This is a genomic window from Pseudomonas sp. CCI1.1, from assembly GCF_034348165.1.
In the GTDB taxonomy this organism is placed as follows: Bacteria; Pseudomonadota; Gammaproteobacteria; order Pseudomonadales; family Pseudomonadaceae; genus Aquipseudomonas; species Aquipseudomonas paracarnis.
In genome coordinates this window covers 1,695,301-1,710,989 of the sequence record NZ_CP133780.1, presented here as the reverse complement: position 1 = coordinate 1,710,989, position 15,689 = coordinate 1,695,301, and the positions used below count along the sequence as shown (strand labels likewise).

Genomic DNA, 15,689 nt, shown 5'->3' with positions numbered 1-15,689 from the left:
GTCGAGTGTCTCCTTGGGTCATGGATGGTTTAATGGGCGTATTTGGTTTGCAGTTCCTTGGCCATTTTCAGGTGGGCTTCAAGGGTGGGCAGGGTCTTGGTGGCGAAGGCTTTCAGCTCGGGATTGTCCGAGGAGGCCGCTTCTTTCTTGAACAGTTCGACGGTTTTTTCATGGGCCGCTACCTGGTTGTTGGCATAGGCCTTGTCGAAGGATTCATCGCGCATTTCCAGGATGGCTTTCTTCGCCTGGTCGGTGAGCGCGGCGTCATCGGGTACTTCGATATCGAGTTTTTTCGCCAGGGCCATCAGTTCCTGATTGGCCTTGGTGTGGTCTGTGACCATATGCTGGGCGAAGGTCTTTACGTCCGCCGAGCTGCTTTTTTCCAGGGCCAGCTTGCCCGCTTCCACCTCGGTGATACCGCCCTCGGCGGCGTTGTCGACAAAGTCGTTGGAGGTCGCCGCCATCGCGGTGGAAATCGAGCCTGCAATCAGCATGAAGGTAAGGCCCATCGGTTTCATCAGTCGAGTTTTCATGGTGTCTCTCCTTGGAAATGGCGGGATGCCGTTACCTGACTGTTGAATCGAGAGGCGGGTAAAAGGTTTAAAATTTTTTGCGCTTTTTTGCCCAGCGGTGAGGCGAGGCAATTGACTTGAACCAATTCGGATTCCCAGGGTTCTGCTGCATAGGGCCGCCATCTCAGGGGCCTGCCACTGCCAGGAGGATTGCACTGTGACTGATCATAAAACCGCCGATAAAACCCCCGACCCCGTCAGCTCTGAAGACGCGCAAAAAGGTAATGCCCAGGCCACCAAAGGGCAGACGCTTGAACCTGCAAACCCCAAGACTGACACCATCGACAAAGTCGTGACGCCGACCTCGATCAAGGACATTGAACGGCAAACGGATGCAATCAACGAAAAGCTCAACAACGGGCGTTGAACCTGCTGAGTTGATTGGCGGCGAAGGAGCTTGCTCCCGTGGTGGCCTGAACGCTGCCATTGCTGCTTTTTATAAATAAATATAATAATTAGCTTAGATTAAAATGTGATTTTTATTATTTTTGACCATCCCCTAGCCTTGCCTGGAAGTCCCCTTAGGCCATCCAGGAAGATTTGCCATGAGTAGCGTCACGCCGATTTCCAGTGTCTTGAGCAATGTGCGCCAGCGGGTAACACCGCAAGAGTGGGAGGTGCGGGTCAAGTTGGCCGCGGCCTACCGACTGGCGGCGTTGTACAAGTGGACCGATCATATCTACACGCATTTCTCAGCGCGGGTGCCAGGGCCCGAGGCGCATTTCCTGATCAATGCTTTCGGGCTGTTGTTCGACGAAATCAGCGCCTCCAACCTGGTCAAGGTCGATCTGGACGGCACCATCGTCGATGACCCAACGGGCCTGGGGATCAACTACGCCGGCTATGTGATCCACAGCGCCATCCACGGCGCACGCCATGATTTGCAAGCGGTGCTGCACACCCACACCCGCGACGGTATTGCGGTGTCGGCGCAGAAGCAGGGGTTGTTGCCGATCTCCCAGCACGCTATCGCATTCTCGGGGCGTGTGGCTTACCACGGTTACGAAGGGGTGGCGCTGGACCTGGACGAGCGTGAACGGCTGGTGGCGGATTTGGGCGACAAGAGTGTGATGATCCTGCGCAACCACGGCTTGTTGACGGGTGGCGTCAGCGTCGAGCATGCCTTCCAGCAACTACAAAGCCTGGAGCGGGCCTGCAACATCCAGATTGCGGCACAGGCAGCGGGGAATGCCGAGTTGATCTTCCCACCCGCAGAGGTGGTGGCCAAAGTCGAGCAGCAGGCCAAGGTGTTCAGCAATGGCGAAGGCCCGGGCGTGGCGCGGCATTGGAATGCGCTGGTGCGCCAGCTTGAGCGTACCGATACCGACTACAAGAACTGAGTCGGATGTGGATTGGATTGTTCCCACGCTCTGCGTGGGAACACAGCCCAGGACGCTCTGCGTCCCTAAGCGTGACGCGGAGCGGCACACGAGGCATTCCCACGCAGAGCGTGGGAACGATCATCAAAACCTCACGTCAAGGCGATAGTTGACGCGTTGCTGTGCGGCCCGACGGTACTGGCACGGTCCGCCAGGTAACGCGCCGGCGGTTGGCCCATGGCCTTGCGGAACATGGTGATAAACCCGCTGGCATTTTCATAACCCAGGTCCAGCGCCACGCTCTGCACACTTTCGCCGTTGGCCAGGCGCTGCAGTGAAAGGATTACATGCAACTGCCGGCGCCAGCGACCGAAGCTCAGGCCGATCTCTTCCAACAACAGGCGGGTCATGCTGCGTTCGCTCATGCCGATGCGCACGGCCCATTCGCCCAGGGTGGATTTATCGCCGGGGTTGGCCAATAAGCTGTTGGCCAGCCGATGCAAGCGGGGGTCTTGGGGCATCGGCAAATGCAGGGCTTCGATGGGGGCCTGGGCCAGTTCGTCGAGTAACGTCGCCACCAGGCGGCCCTGGGCGCCGTCTTCGTCGTAGAGCTGCGGGAAGCTGACCGCCTTGCCGATCAATTCGTGCAGCAATGGCGACACCGACAGCGTGCAACATTGCCGGGGCAGGGCGCTGGCGGCGTTCGGGTTGATCAACAGGCAGTACACATCCGCTTCGCCGGCACCGCGTGCCGCGTGGGTTACTCCGCCGGGAATCCACAACGCGCATTGCGGCGGCACGATCCAGATACCCGCCTCGATCACACAATGCACCACGCCGCGCAAGGTGTAGATCAATTGCCCGTGTTGATGGTGGTGAGGGGTATGTTCCCAGCGTTCGGACGTACTCGAGGCGCCCACTGCAACAATCGAGCGAGGGATCGCGGCGGCGTCGCGGACCCGGCAGGGGTCGTACTGGTCGAGGCGGTGATGAACCATGGTGAGAACTGCCTTGGCTGGATTGCGAAACATTCTGGCTATTCTGTGCAATGCTGTCCAGCGCCAGGCGCCCTATGATGAGAATCAATCTCATCAAAGGAGCTTTGCCATGCGACTCGACAGTTCAACTTTCCCGGTGGTGAAAATCTTTTTCGACGCGCCTAGCGAAGGTGCGCCGGAAGACGCCTTCCTGACCTTCGAACGTCTGCTGGCCCGTGAGCAGCCCTTCTTGCTGCTGCACGAAAAAGCCGTGGATGAGAACAATCACGAACACGCCCACGAAGAGCGCAAGCGCGCGTCTATCTGGATGAAGAAAAACAAGGCTGCCTTGCGTGCCTACGTCAAAGGCATGATCCAAGTGGAGCCCAGCGCTGCCAAGCGCCTGGCCCTCAAGCCCTTTGCCGTGACGTTCGGCAAGGCCTGGGGTTACCCGCTGCTGGTGGTGGAGTCCAAGGATCGCGCCTGGGCGTTGGCCCAGGATGTGCTGGATACAGAAGTGTCGGATGTGGCGCATTTCTGAGCCTGGCCAAAGCTCGACAGCGTCCACAATTGAACTACCTTGATTGACGAGCCTTCCCACTCGGTATTCAAGCATGCGCACTTTATGGACGCGGTACCTGGCGTTGCTGGAAAACGACCTGAGCACGCAGATTTTCGACAATGTTAAAAATCTGTTGGTCTGCGCATTGTTGTTTGCGGCGGGGACCAACGCGCTGGTGGGACCGCGCGAGTTGCTGATCGGTATCTTCGCCTCCAGCGTCGCGGGCTGGGGCTTGATTGTGCTGTCGACGGTGCTGATGCTGTTGAACGTCAGCGACGGCATTCGCCGCCTGGCCAAATTGCGTTATCACTTGGCGTTGCAACTGTTGTTGATCCTGATCTACGTGGTGATTGCCGAGCGGGTGGTAGAGATTGTGTGGGTGTTGCGCGCCCATTGACGTATCCTCCGCGCCTCGTTTACCACTGATTCGAACAAAGATGACAGGACAAGCTATGCAGGCGCTGCTGGAGTCGATCCTCGACGAAGTGCGCCCCTTGATCGGCCTCGGCAAAGTCGCCGATTACATTCCCGCGCTGGCCGACGTGCCCGCCAACCAACTCGGCATCGCGGTATACGGCAACGACGGCACGGCCTACTGCGCTGGAGATGCAGACACGCTGTTTTCGGTGCAGAGCATTTCCAAGGTCTTCAGCCTGGTGCAGGCCATCGACCATGGCGGCGAATCCATCTGGGAACGCCTGGGCCACGAGCCCTCGGGGCAGCCGTTCAACTCCATGGTGCAGCTGGAATTCGAACGTGGCCGCCCGCGCAACCCTTTTATCAACGCTGGCGCGCTGGTGATCTGCGACATCAACCAGTCACGCTTCGCCGTGCCGATTCTGTCGATGCGCGACTTTGTACGGCGCCTGTCGGGCAACCCGCAGATCCTGGTCAATAGCGTTGTGGCCGAGTCGGAAGCCCAGCACGGTGCGCGCAATGCGGCCATGGCCTACCTGATGAAGTCTTTTGGCAACTTCCACAATGATGTGGACGCGGTGCTGCACAGCTACTTCAACTATTGCGCGTTGCAGATGAGCTGCCTGGACCTGGCCCGAGCATTCAGCTTTCTGGCCAATGAAGGCGTGAGTGCCCACAGTGGCGAGCAGGTGCTGACGGCGCGCCAGACCAAGCAGGTAAACTCGATCATGGCCACCAGCGGCTTGTACGACGAGGCGGGCAACTTTGCCTACCGCGTGGGCCTGCCGGGCAAGAGCGGGGTCGGCGGCGGAATTGTCGCGGTGGTGCCGGGGCAGTTTACGGTGTGCGTATGGTCGCCGGAGTTGAACGCAGCGGGCAACTCGCTGGCGGGGATGAAGGCGTTGGAATTGTTGAGTGAGCGGATTGGGTGGTCGGTGTTTTGAGATCGTTCTCTCTGTGGGAGTTGGCTTGCCTGCGAAAGCGGTGGTTCAGTTGAAGAATCATTGACTGACAGGTCGCCATCGCGGGCAAGCCCGCTCCCACAGGGATCTATGCCTGGCGCCAATTCTGTGGGCAACCCACAACCAGTGTGGGAGCTGGCTTGCCTGCGAAAGCGGTGGTTCAGTTGAAGAATCATTGACTGACAGGTCGCCATCGCGGGCAAGCCCGCTCCTACAGGGATCTATGCCTGGCGCCAATTCTGTGGGCAACCCACAACCAGTGTGGGAGCTGGCTTGCCTGCGATAGCGGTGGCTCAGTTGAAGAATCATTGACTGACTGGTCGCCATCGCGGGCAAGCCCGCTCCTACAGGGATCTATGCCTGGCGCCAATTCTGTGGGCAACCCACAACCAGTGTGGGAGCTAGCTTGCCTGCGATAGCGGTGGCTCAGTTGAAGAATCATTGACTGACAGGTCGCCATCGCGGGCAAGCCCGCTCCCACAGGGTTCTATGCCGGGTGCCGATTCTGTGGGCAACCCACAACCAGTGTGGGAGCTGGCTTGCCTGCGATAGCGGTGGCTCAGTTGAAGAATCATTGACTGACAGGTCGCCATCGCGGGCAAGCCCGCTCCCACAGGGATCTATGCCTGGCGCCAATTCCGTGGGCAACCCACAACCAGTGTGGGAGTTGGCTTGCCTGCGAAAGCGGTGGTTCAGTTGAAGAATCATTGACTGACAGGTCGCCATCGCGGGCAAGCCCGCTCCCACAGGGATCTATGCCTGGCGCCAATTCTGTGGGCAACCCACAACCAGTGTGGGAGCTGGCTTGCCTGCGAAAGCGGTGGTTCAGTTGAAGAATCATTGACTGACAGGTCGCCATCGCGGGCAAGCCCGCTCCTACAGGGATCTATGCCTGGCGCCAATTCTGTGGGCAACCCACAACCAGTGTGGGAGCTGGCTTGCCTGCGATAGCGGTGGCTCAGTTGAAGAATCATTGACTGACTGGTCGCCATCGCAGGCAAGCCAGCTCCCACATTTTGATCCTCATTGTTCTTCGAATTGTAGGTGAGCCAAAACAAAAAATGCGCCCCTTGGGGCGCATTTTTTGCTCGGTCAGCTATGGCCTATCAGGCCGTCGCATCCCAGGCCCGATCACCGTTCTCGTCTTTGATCCGAGTCGGCAAGCCCATCACATCCAGCGCCTTGAGGAACGGCTCAGCTGGCAGTTCCTCGACGTTGGCCATGTGCTTCACATCCCACTCGCCACGCGCCACCAGCAGTGCAGCGGCTACCGGTGGTACGCCTGCGGTGTAGGAGATGCCCTGGCTGTCAGTCTCGGCATAGGCCTCTTCATGATCAGCCACGTTGTAGATGAACATCTCACGCGGTTGGCCATCCTTGGTGCCTTTGACCAGGTCGCCGATGCAGGTCTTGCCGGTGTAGCCCGGGGCGAGCGAAGACGGGTCGGGCAGCACGGCCTTGACCACTTTCAACGGCACCACTTCCAGGCCTTCGGCGGTCTTGACCGGCTGTTCGGAGAGCAGGCCGAGGTTTTTCAGCACGGTGAACACGTTGATGTAGTGTTCGCCGAAGCTCATCCAGAAACGCACGTTGGGCACGTCGAGGTTTTTCGACAGCGAGTGCACTTCATCGTGGCCGGTGAGGTAGAGGTTCTGCGAGCCAACTACCGGCAGGTCGTCGGTGCGTTTGACTTCGAACATGGTGTTGCTGGTCCACTGGCTGTTCTGCCAGCTCCACACCTGCCCGGTAAATTCGCGGAAGTTGATTTCCGGATCGAAATTGGTGGCGAAGTATTTGCCATGGGAGCCGGCATTGACGTCGAGAATGTCGATCGAATCAATGCGGTCGAAATGCTGTTGCTGCGCCAGCGCGGCATACGCGTTGACGACACCTGGGTCGAAGCCCACGCCAAGGATGGCGGTGATGTTCTTCTGTTTGCATTCTTCCAGGTGGTTCCACTCGTAGTTGCCGTACCACGGCGGGGTCTCGCAGACCTTGCCCGGCTCTTCGTGGATGGCGGTATCGAGGTAAGCCACGCCCGTGTCGATGCAGGCACGCAGTACCGACATGTTGAGGAAGGCGGAGCCGACGTTGATGACGATCTGCGAATCGGTCTCGCGGATCAGGGCCTTGGTCGCTTCCACGTCCAGGGCGTTCAGCGCGAAGGCCTGGATATCGGCGGGAACCTTGAGGCTACCCTTGGCCTTGACGCTGTCGATGATGGCCTGGCATTTGGAGATGTTGCGCGACGCGATAGCAATACGACCGAGTTCGTCGTTGTGCTGCGCGCACTTGTGGGCCACCACCTTGGCGACACCTCCTGCACCAATGATAAGAACGTTCTTTTTCAATTGCTTTATCTCTCCTTTATCCGCCAGCTCAGGACAGGCTGGACAGGTAGTCGTCGTAACCAAATTCACGAACCACCTCGACTGTACCGTCGAGTTGTTTCACTACGATGGACGGCATTTTCAGGCCGTTGAACCAGTTTTTCTTGACCATGGTGTAGCCTGCGGTGTCGATGAACGACAGCCGATCGCCGATGGCCAGCGGACGATCAAATTGATACTCGCCGAAGATGTCCCCGGCCAGGCAGGATTTGCCGCACACCATGTAGGTGTGTTCACCCTCGCTCGGCGCCAGTTTGGCGTTGAGGCGATAGATCAGCAGGTCCAGCAGGTGGGCTTCGATGGAGCTGTCGACCACGGCGAGATTCTTGCCGTTGTAGAGGGTGTCGAGCACGGTGACTTCCAGGGAGGCGCTGTTGGTGATCGCCGCTTCGCCGGGTTCCAGGTAGACCTGCACGCCGTACTTCTCGGAGAACGCTTTGAGCCGTGCGCAGAATGCATCCAGTGCATAGCCTTCACCGGTGAAATGGATGCCGCCGCCGAGGCTGACCCACTTGACCTTGTGCAGCAGCGCACCGAAGCGTTCTTCGATGGTGCCGAGCATCTTGTCGAACAGGCTGAAGTCGCCGTTCTCGCAGTTGTTGTGGAACATGAAGCCGGAGATCTGATCGATCACGCCATCGATCTTCACCGGGTCCCACTCGCCCAGGCGGCTGAACGGGCGCGCCGGGTCGGCCAGCAGGTAGTCAGAGCTGCTCACCTGCGGGTTCACACGCAGGCCGCGGATCTTGCCTTCGCTGCGTTCGGCAAAACGCTGCAGTTGGCTGATGGAGTTGAAGATGATCTTGTCGCAGTTCTCCAGCATCTCTTCGATTTCATCGTCGGCCCAGGCCACGCTGTAGGCATGCGCTTCACCTTCGAACTTCTGGCGGCCGAGCTTGAGCTCATACAGCGACGACGAGGTGGTGCCGTCCATGTATTGCTGCATCAAGTCGAATACCGACCAGGTGGCAAAGCACTTGAGCGCCAGCAGAGCCTTGGCGCCGGACTGTTCGCGCACGTAGGCAATCTTCTGCATGTTGACCAGAAGCTTCTGTTTATCGATGAGGTAGTACGGCGTTTTGATCATTTTTGAGAGCCTGCGGCGGTGCCTGCCAAAAAAGGACACGCATTGTGCCCGCACTTGGAACAGATCGAAAGGTTAGCCGGCGGATTTTGCGTGCCACGTTAAGCATAGGGCGTAAGTATGACCGTTCATAAGAATCACCCCGCCCCCTGTGGGAGCGCTCGAGCCTCAGCGAGGCCGCGATGACGCCGGCTCTGGCACCACAAACACCCACAGTAGCGCCGCTAATATCATGCCCACCTAAACATGAGTGAATCTTGTGATGATCTAGAGCAAAATGAGTTTGTCTCAAGACATCCCTCTGCCGACAATGACCGCCATCAATTAGACCATCGGAGTTGTAAGTCATGGCAGTCGCTCATTCCCTCGGGTTTCCACGCATTGGACGCGATCGTGAACTGAAAAAAGCGCAGGAAGCGTTCTGGAAGGGTGAGCTCGACGAAGCCGGCCTGCGCGCCGTTGGCAGTAACTTGCGCAGCACCCACTGGGCGCTGCAACAGCAAGCCGGTATCGAACTGTTGCCGGTCGGTGATTTCGCCTGGTACGACCAGGTGCTGACCCATTCGTTGATGTTCGGTGTGGTCCCTGAGCGGTTCCGCCCGGTCGATGGCCAGGCCACGTTGCATACCTTGTTCGCCATGGCCCGTGGCGTCAGTGACAGCTGCTGCGGCGGTGCCCATGCCCAGGAGATGACTAAGTGGTTCGACTCCAACTATCACTACCTGGTGCCGGAGTTCAGCGTCGATCAGCAATTCCACCTGGCGTGGGATCAACTCTTCGAAGAGGTCCAGGAAGCCCTCGACCTGGGGCACAGCGTCAAGCCCGTGGTGATCGGCCCGCTGACCTATTTGTGGCTGGGCAAGGCCAAGGGCGCTGACTTCGACAGGCTCGACCTGCTCGAGCGACTGCTGCCGCTGTATGGCCAGATATTCCAACGCCTGGCCGAATTGGGCGTGGAATGGGTGCAGATCGACGAGCCAATCCTGGCGCTCGATCTGCCCCAGGACTGGAAGAACGCTTTTGAGCGCGCCTATAACCTGATCCAGCGCGACCCGCTGAAAAAATTGGTGGCCACTTACTTCGGCGGCCTGGAAGAAAACCTTGGCCTGGCTGCCAATCTTCCGGTGGATGGCCTGCATATCGACCTGGTGCGTGCACCGGACCAGTACCCGACCATCCTCGACCGTCTGCCAGCGTACAAGGTGCTGTCCCTGGGCGTGGTCAACGGCCGAAACGTGTGGCGTTGCGACCTGGAAAAAACCCTGGCCATCTTGCAGCATGCCCATGAGAAGTTGGGCGATCGCCTGTGGGTCGCGCCGTCCTGCTCGCTGCTGCACAGCCCGGTGGACCTGGAACGGGAAGACCAGTTGGATGCCGAATTGAAAAGCTGGCTGGCCTTCGCCGTGCAGAAGTGTGCGGAAGTGGCGCTACTGGCCAAGGCCGTTGATCAGCCCGAAGCCCCTGGCGTACTCACCGCCCTGGCTGAGAGCCGCGCGGTGCAGGCAGCTCGCGCCGCATCGTCACGCATTCACAAACCTGCCGTTCAAGCTCGTGTGGCCGCCATCACGGCGCAGGACAGCCAGCGCCAGTCGCCGTTTGCCCAGCGCATCGAAAAGCAACGGGCCGGCCTTAACCTGCCGCTGTTCCCGACCACCACCATCGGCTCGTTCCCACAGACCGCGTCGATCCGCCTGGCGCGCCAATCGTACAAGGCCGGCAAGTTGAGCCACGCCGAATACGTCGATGCCATGCACAGTGAGATCAAGCACGCTGTCGAGGTGCAGGAAAACCTCGGCCTGGACGTGTTGGTGCACGGTGAAGCCGAGCGTAACGACATGGTCGAGTACTTCGCCGAACAACTGGATGGCTACGTGTTTACCCGGTTCGGTTGGGTGCAGAGTTACGGTTCGCGTTGCGTGAAACCCGCAGTGATTGTCGGCGACCTGAGCCGCCCGAACGCCATGACCGTGGAATGGATTCGCTATGCCCAAGGCCTTACCGACAAGGTGATGAAGGGCATGCTGACGGGCCCGGTGACCATGTTGATGTGGTCGTTCCCACGGGAAGACGTGAGCCGAGAAGTGCAAGCCCGGCAACTGGCCCTGGCGATTCGTGACGAAGTGGTCGATCTGGAAGCCGCCGGCATCAAGATCGTGCAGATCGACGAAGCGGCTTTTCGTGAGGGCTTGCCGTTGCGCCAGGCGCAGTGGCAACCCTACCTCGACTGGGCGACTGAAGTGTTTCGTTTGTGTGCGAGTGGCGTGAGCGATGAAACCCAGATCCACACTCACATGTGCTACAGCGAGTTCAACGATGTGATCGAGTCCATCGCCGCCATGGATGCCGACGTGATCACCATCGAAACCTCCCGCTCGGACATGGAGCTGCTCGACGCGTTCGAAGCCTTCGCCTACCCGAATGAGATCGGCCCGGGGGTCTACGACATCCACTCGCCGCGGGTGCCGGATGCCTCGGAAATGGCCAACTTGCTGCGCAAGGCCGCCAAGCGGATTCCGGCAGAGCGCTTATGGGTGAACCCCGATTGCGGCTTGAAGACGCGGGGCTGGCCGGAGACCGAGGCGGCGCTCATTCATATGGTCACCGCCGCTCGCCAACTGCGTGCTGAACTGGCCTGATTCCTGAGCCCGGGCGCGGTTAAAAACTGTGGGAGATTCTATGGTTGAGGGGCAACCCTCAACCAACCTTTGGCTGATATTCGCTTTGCCCTTTCAGTAGAGCGAATACCACCCGAGCAAGCTTGCGAGCCAATATTACCAACGCTTGAGTGGTGCTATAGCCTCGTGCCCTCTGTGCTTGATAAAACGCTTTCCATGTCTCTGTTCGGCTAGCCGCCATCGCGGCGTTATGCAGCAGGCGCCGGGCCTCTGAGTCGCCGCGCTTACTTAAACTACGACGACCATCTTTCTGTCCTGACTTGTTGACGCGCAAATCCATACCAAGAAAGGCGATAAACGCGTCTGAATTCCTGAATTCTCCCCGTTGGAAGGTGGCAATCAAGCGCGCGCCAGTCAAAAAGCCGATGCCTTCGACCTTCAAGCAACGCTTCAACTGCCCCAGCAAACCTGCCTCTTTCAGGCAATCACTGATCATCTTTTCAATTAACCCTTCAAGTCTCTGCATCGACTTCACCTGCTCGGCAAACGAGGCCTTAAGCAGTGGTTCATTCGCCCAGCTTTGCGTCAGGCTGACGCGCGCCTGAACCAAGGCTGCGCGCCGACGAAACAGGCTTAGAAGGTGGCGATACAGCGGCGATGGCGGTGTCCAGGGACGCAGTTCGTCTGCCTCCTTTCTCAAATAGCGGGCGAGCAACTGGGCATCCAAAGCATCGGTCTTGGCCCGGATCTTCAAACTTTCGCGGTAATGCTTGAGCTCATAACCTCCAACCATGTAAACCACGCAACCAGCTTCATGGGCTAGATCGGCAAACTCCAAGTGGTAGATGTTGGTGGCTTCAATTGCGATGGCCACTTTGCAGGACAGCGTTTTCAGCCATTTTTTGATAGCAGCTTTGTTGTTTGCGATCGTTTCCAGTAGATCGGCTTCAGCGTGATAAATCACCAGCTCATTCTTAGCGACATCAACGCCTACGATCGGCTTTGAGACAGAAACTGGCATTGCCATGGGGGCTTCCTCCGGGCTATGTTTTTGAGCACTTGAAGGGCTCACCCAGAGGCGCAGGCTTGTTCCTATCGTCGGTCATAGCCAGATGCATTCTTTATCGGCGCTTGGGTGAAAGGAGGAGGGGTGAAATCTCCCACGGTCTGTACTGCGTCAACAGTCAGAATCGGGCTTCGTCCCTTCTCCTCCCTTCAAGTCCTAGCATACAAGCGGGCTTGCTCGCGAATGCGGTCTTCCAGTCACCGCAGCAGTGGCTGACACACCGTATTCGCGAGCAAGCCCGCTCCCACAGGGGATCTGTGGCAGGCGCTGATTATGTGGGCGATGCGTAACCAGTGTGGGAGCTGGCTTGCCTGCGAAAGCGGTGGTTCAGTTGAATATTTAGTAGCTGACACACCGCCCCGCACAATTAGCCTGCATCAGGTCAGAGGTATTTGAGCCACGCCAGGTCCCGCCGCCGTGCTTTCAGGCCGGCGAACCAACGTACCGGCAAGTACAGGGCAATCGGCAACAGCAGCGCTGCCAGCCACACCGCACCGATACCGTCGAAGCCAAAGTAATTGCCATGGTTGAGGCCAAACAGCGCAACGCAGGCCACATAGAGGATTTTCAGTACATAAAGGTGCAACAGATAAAAGAACATCGGCGCCGCGCCGAACACCGCCAGCACGCCGATCCAGCGCTTATGCCCCGCGCGTTCAAACGCCAGCAGCAACAGCAAGCCAATCCCCAGGGTCAACGCCAGAAACAACAGCGAAGGCGGATACTTGGTGATGTTGAAAAAGCTCATCAGCGTCAGCACGCTGCTGTCATACACCTGCCAAGGCTGCTCGCCATAGCCGTTGAGCGCGCGCAGCAACCCAAAGCCCACCAACGCGCCCACCCCCGCGACCCGTAAATAACGCTGGCGCACAGCCGGCAGCGTGGCATCGGCAAACCATGGCCCGAGGCCGTAACCCAGGGCAATCACACCGATCCATGGCAGCACCGGGTAGGTGGTGCGCAGGCGCAGGTTTTCAGAGACTTCAATCCAGTTGCGTTCATGCAAGATCGTCCACGGCACATGCAACATCGAGCCCGCTGCAATGTGCAACCCATCGAGCAGGTTGTGCCCGGCGATAATCACCAGCGCCAAGCCGATCAGCCAGGCACGCGGTAGCCAGACCAAAGCGGCGAGGGCGATCATGCTGATGCCGATGGCCCAGATGACTTGCATATAGATCACGCTGGGTGGCAGTTGGAAGGTCCACGCGAAGTTGACCAGGGTGAATTCCAGCACCACCAGGAACAGCCCGCGCTTGAACAAGAATGCCGACACGTCGCGACGGCCCTGATATTTCTGGCCGTACAGCCAAGCCGACAATCCGGTGAGCAGCACAAACACCGGCGCGCACAAGTGGGCCAGGGTGCGGCTGAAAAACAACGCAGGCTCGGTGCTGTCTATGCTCATGGGGTCGCTGACCTGGCGGTGCAGCAAGAAGGTTTCACGCACGTGGTCCAGCAACATAAACAGGATCACCAGGCCGCGCAGGGCGTCGATGGACAGCAGGCGTTTGCGTAAAGTCATAGCGTCAGTCATAAGTTAAGGGTCACACGCAGGCAAAATATTGACGTTATTCTATAACATTAAGCGAGGCGCTGATGACAAGCATGACCCCACACTCGGCCGAAGCCGTAATCGCGTTCTGGAAACAGGCGGGGCCCAAGCGTTGGTTCGCCAAGGACGACGAGTTCGATGCGACCTTTCGCGACAGCTTCCACGCCACTCATATGCAGGCGGCGCGGCGTGAACTCGAAGACTGGTTGACCACGGCGGATGGCGCGCTGGCGTTACTGATCCTGCTGGACCAGTACCCGCGCAACGCCTTTCGCGGCACGGCGCATATGTTCGCCACCGACCCGCTGGCGCGGTTGTATGCGCGAAAGATGGTGGACGCAGGATTGGATCAACAGGTTGAACCTCAGTTGCGTGCGTTCTGCTATTTGCCTTTTGAACATTCGGAAGACCCCCAGGACCAGCAACGCTCCCTGGCCCTGAACCAGCAGTTGGATGCCAGCACCTACCACTGGGCCAAGGAGCATGCCGACATCATCGAGCGGTTCGGGCGGTTTCCCCATCGTAATGGGGTGTTGGGCAGGACGAGCACCGACGAAGAACGCGCCTTCCTCAAGGCCGGTGGCTTCGCCGGTTAGGCGTGCTCTGGCGCCAGGCTTCGCTGGGCGCCAACGCGGCGAAACCGCCGCACACCCTTGAGGTCAATTGCCCATCGCAACGCTTCAGTGGCCGAAGGACGCGGGCCCTGGTTGATCGCCTGTTCATCCTTGCCCAGTGCGCTGAGGTAACCCTGCGTACCGCCGCGTTCGCTCCAATAGTGAGTGTGGCTCAACCAGGATTTGGCCAGCCAGCCTTTGCCATTGCCCACGGTCACCGGCAAGTCCAGCACGCCGCCGCCCATCACGGGCTTGACCGGGCCGCCGACGATGTCGCCGAACAGGCCGAAGGGGGCAGGGAAGTACAGGTTGGTCCAGCGCGTGACGGCAAAGGCTGCGGCGTGGTGCAGGTAGTGCGGGGTGAAGGGCTTTTGGCCGAGCATCAGCGGTTGGCGGGCGTTGTAGCCGTAGCCTTGGGTGTCTTCGGTGGGCGGGCAGGCCGGGGCTTCGCGGCGTTCCATACGCTGCTGTAAGTCACTGACGCTGCGGCCCAGCAACAGGCTGGCGTGGGCCATTGGGCTGCCGACCGTGACCAGGTCGGTGATGCGCCAGGGGTTGCCCAGGCCGCGCTGTTCGGCAAAAGCTTCGGTCTGTTGCTGACGAAAATTCAACAGGCTGCTCAGGCTGCCGTCCAGCAAGGCGCCGGCGGCGGGCAGGGCATCCTTGACCACCGGTTGCAGCGGTTCGCGGTTGGCATAACGGGCCGCCAGCTCACGGTTGCTGGGGGTCAGTTGGGTCAGTTGGTCGTGGTATTCATGCCAGAGGTAGCCGACGATGTCATAGGCAATCACGCTGCCCAGGCTGTGACCCACGACGATGATGCGCTCGTAGTCGCCCTGGTTGTGCAGGGCACGCAGCAGGTCTACACCGTCGGCACGGATCTGCTCGCGCACCCTCACGTTCTGCGGGTTGGGGCTGAGGTAGCGTGCGGCGTCTCCCAGGTACGCCAGCGCCGAATAGCGCAGCCCCAGTCCCATGGCCACGAGCAGCAGCGGGATCAGCGCGAAGGGGTTGTCGCTGGGGGGCAATTGGCCCCAGGCCGTGGCCAATGTACCGCTGGCAACCAGCAGCAATAACACCAGCACCGTCCAGCGCGTGCTGCGCCAGATCGGCACGATGGCCTCGGGAATGTCGCGACGCGGGCGCTTGAAGATGTCCCACAGCCAGCCCAGCAGATGGCCGAACTTGGTGCCCTGCATCTTGTGGGCCCAGTAGTACTCATAGAAATCCGTCGAGGTACGGCCCGAGGCCTTCAGTACGCGCAGGTCGAAGTTGCGCGATAGCCGATCCGGCTTGCTCCAGTACAGAGGTTTGCCATCGGGGGTGTCCGTGGGGATCATCGCTTCGACAAAGCCGCGCAAGGTGTCCATTGGGCGCTGCTCGCCGATGCCGTGGATAACCACAACTGCTTGTTTCATGTGCTGTTCCTTCCTTGAAAATCAGCGGTAGCCATAATATTGCCACTAGCCGCGCTATTCCCGCCAGGAATGCCCCCATAAAAACCCTGCATTGTCTTTATCGGCCGGGATCTCGTAGCGTGACGCCTCACCCCAGGA

Annotated in this window: 14 protein-coding genes; 7 read left to right on the top strand and 7 right to left on the bottom strand. The window is 59.3% G+C overall.

The window, feature by feature from the left end; genetic code table 11:
- Positions 1-29: 29 nt before the first annotated feature.
- The gene (locus RHM69_RS07380; protein WP_020303039.1) at positions 30-533 is read right to left on the bottom strand and encodes a DUF4142 domain-containing protein; all 504 of its coding nucleotides are present in this window, start codon (positions 531-533) and stop codon (positions 30-32) included.
- A 196-nt stretch (positions 534-729) separates the two neighbouring features.
- Between RHM69_RS07380 and RHM69_RS07375 the strand changes: the two genes are divergently transcribed.
- Both RHM69_RS07375 and RHM69_RS07370 read left to right on the top strand, forming a co-directional pair.
- Positions 730-939 carry a hypothetical protein gene (locus RHM69_RS07375; RefSeq protein ID WP_014718794.1) on the top strand — a complete coding sequence of 70 codons (210 nt, stop codon included), beginning with the start codon at positions 730-732 and terminating at the stop codon, positions 937-939.
- A 178-nt stretch (positions 940-1,117) separates the two neighbouring features.
- On the top strand, positions 1,118-1,912 hold the full coding sequence (locus tag RHM69_RS07370; RefSeq protein ID WP_058410543.1) for a class II aldolase/adducin family protein: 795 nt from the start codon (positions 1,118-1,120) through the stop codon (positions 1,910-1,912).
- Between the two features lie 131 nt (positions 1,913-2,043).
- Here RHM69_RS07370 and RHM69_RS07365 read toward each other — a convergent pair whose 3' ends face one another.
- Positions 2,044-2,889 (bottom strand): AraC family transcriptional regulator, encoded by an 846-nt coding sequence (locus RHM69_RS07365; protein WP_038452182.1) that lies wholly within the window; start codon positions 2,887-2,889, stop codon positions 2,044-2,046.
- A 109-nt stretch (positions 2,890-2,998) separates the two neighbouring features.
- Here RHM69_RS07365 and RHM69_RS07360 point away from each other — a divergent pair, with 109 nt between their 5' ends.
- The 3 genes from RHM69_RS07360 to glsB all read left to right on the top strand — a co-directional run bounded on the left by RHM69_RS07360 (position 2,999) and on the right by glsB (position 4,791).
- Positions 2,999-3,409 carry a hypothetical protein gene (locus RHM69_RS07360; RefSeq protein WP_038450419.1) on the top strand — a complete coding sequence of 137 codons (411 nt, stop codon included), beginning with the start codon at positions 2,999-3,001 and terminating at the stop codon, positions 3,407-3,409.
- A gap of 73 nt (positions 3,410-3,482) precedes the next feature.
- Positions 3,483-3,827, top strand: coding sequence for a hypothetical protein (locus RHM69_RS07355; protein WP_014718790.1), 345 nt, complete (start codon positions 3,483-3,485; stop codon positions 3,825-3,827).
- A gap of 55 nt (positions 3,828-3,882) precedes the next feature.
- The gene (glsB, locus tag RHM69_RS07350; RefSeq protein WP_014718789.1) at positions 3,883-4,791 is read left to right on the top strand and encodes a glutaminase B; all 909 of its coding nucleotides are present in this window, start codon (positions 3,883-3,885) and stop codon (positions 4,789-4,791) included.
- 1,124 nt (positions 4,792-5,915) lie between these two features.
- Here glsB and RHM69_RS07345 read toward each other — a convergent pair.
- Both RHM69_RS07345 and RHM69_RS07340 read right to left on the bottom strand, forming a co-directional pair.
- Positions 5,916-7,160 (bottom strand): saccharopine dehydrogenase family protein, encoded by a 1,245-nt coding sequence (locus RHM69_RS07345; protein ID WP_019817179.1) that lies wholly within the window; start codon positions 7,158-7,160, stop codon positions 5,916-5,918.
- Positions 7,161-7,188: 28 nt separating this feature from the next.
- Positions 7,189-8,286, bottom strand: coding sequence for a carboxynorspermidine decarboxylase (locus RHM69_RS07340; RefSeq protein ID WP_019817180.1), 1,098 nt, complete (start codon positions 8,284-8,286; stop codon positions 7,189-7,191).
- Between the two features lie 344 nt (positions 8,287-8,630).
- Here RHM69_RS07340 and metE point away from each other — a divergent pair, with 344 nt between their 5' ends.
- Positions 8,631-10,919: a 5-methyltetrahydropteroyltriglutamate--homocysteine S-methyltransferase gene (gene metE / locus RHM69_RS07335; protein WP_200600964.1), complete on the top strand. Its 2,289-nt coding sequence runs from the start codon at positions 8,631-8,633 to the stop codon at positions 10,917-10,919.
- Between the two features lie 58 nt (positions 10,920-10,977).
- Here the strand turns inward: metE and RHM69_RS07330 are convergent, their stop codons facing one another.
- Together RHM69_RS07330 and RHM69_RS07325 are read right to left on the bottom strand one after the other, a co-directional pair.
- Positions 10,978-11,919 carry an IS110 family transposase gene (locus RHM69_RS07330; RefSeq protein ID WP_397388902.1) on the bottom strand — a complete coding sequence of 314 codons (942 nt, stop codon included), beginning with the start codon at positions 11,917-11,919 and terminating at the stop codon, positions 10,978-10,980.
- Between the two features lie 427 nt (positions 11,920-12,346).
- Complete coding sequence (locus RHM69_RS07325; protein WP_200601180.1) at positions 12,347-13,501, bottom strand: DUF1624 domain-containing protein; 1,155 nt, start codon at positions 13,499-13,501, stop codon at positions 12,347-12,349.
- A 71-nt stretch (positions 13,502-13,572) separates the two neighbouring features.
- Here RHM69_RS07325 and RHM69_RS07320 point away from each other — a divergent pair, with 71 nt between their 5' ends.
- A complete protein-coding gene (locus tag RHM69_RS07320) occupies positions 13,573-14,115 on the top strand; it encodes a DUF924 family protein (RefSeq protein ID WP_019817183.1) in 543 nt (180 codons plus the stop codon).
- Here RHM69_RS07320 and RHM69_RS07315 read toward each other — a convergent pair.
- On the bottom strand, positions 14,112-15,551 hold the full coding sequence (locus tag RHM69_RS07315) for a hypothetical protein (RefSeq protein ID WP_200601181.1): 1,440 nt from the start codon (positions 15,549-15,551) through the stop codon (positions 14,112-14,114). The genes RHM69_RS07320 and RHM69_RS07315 overlap by 4 nt on opposite strands.
- Positions 15,552-15,689 lie beyond the last annotated feature (138 nt).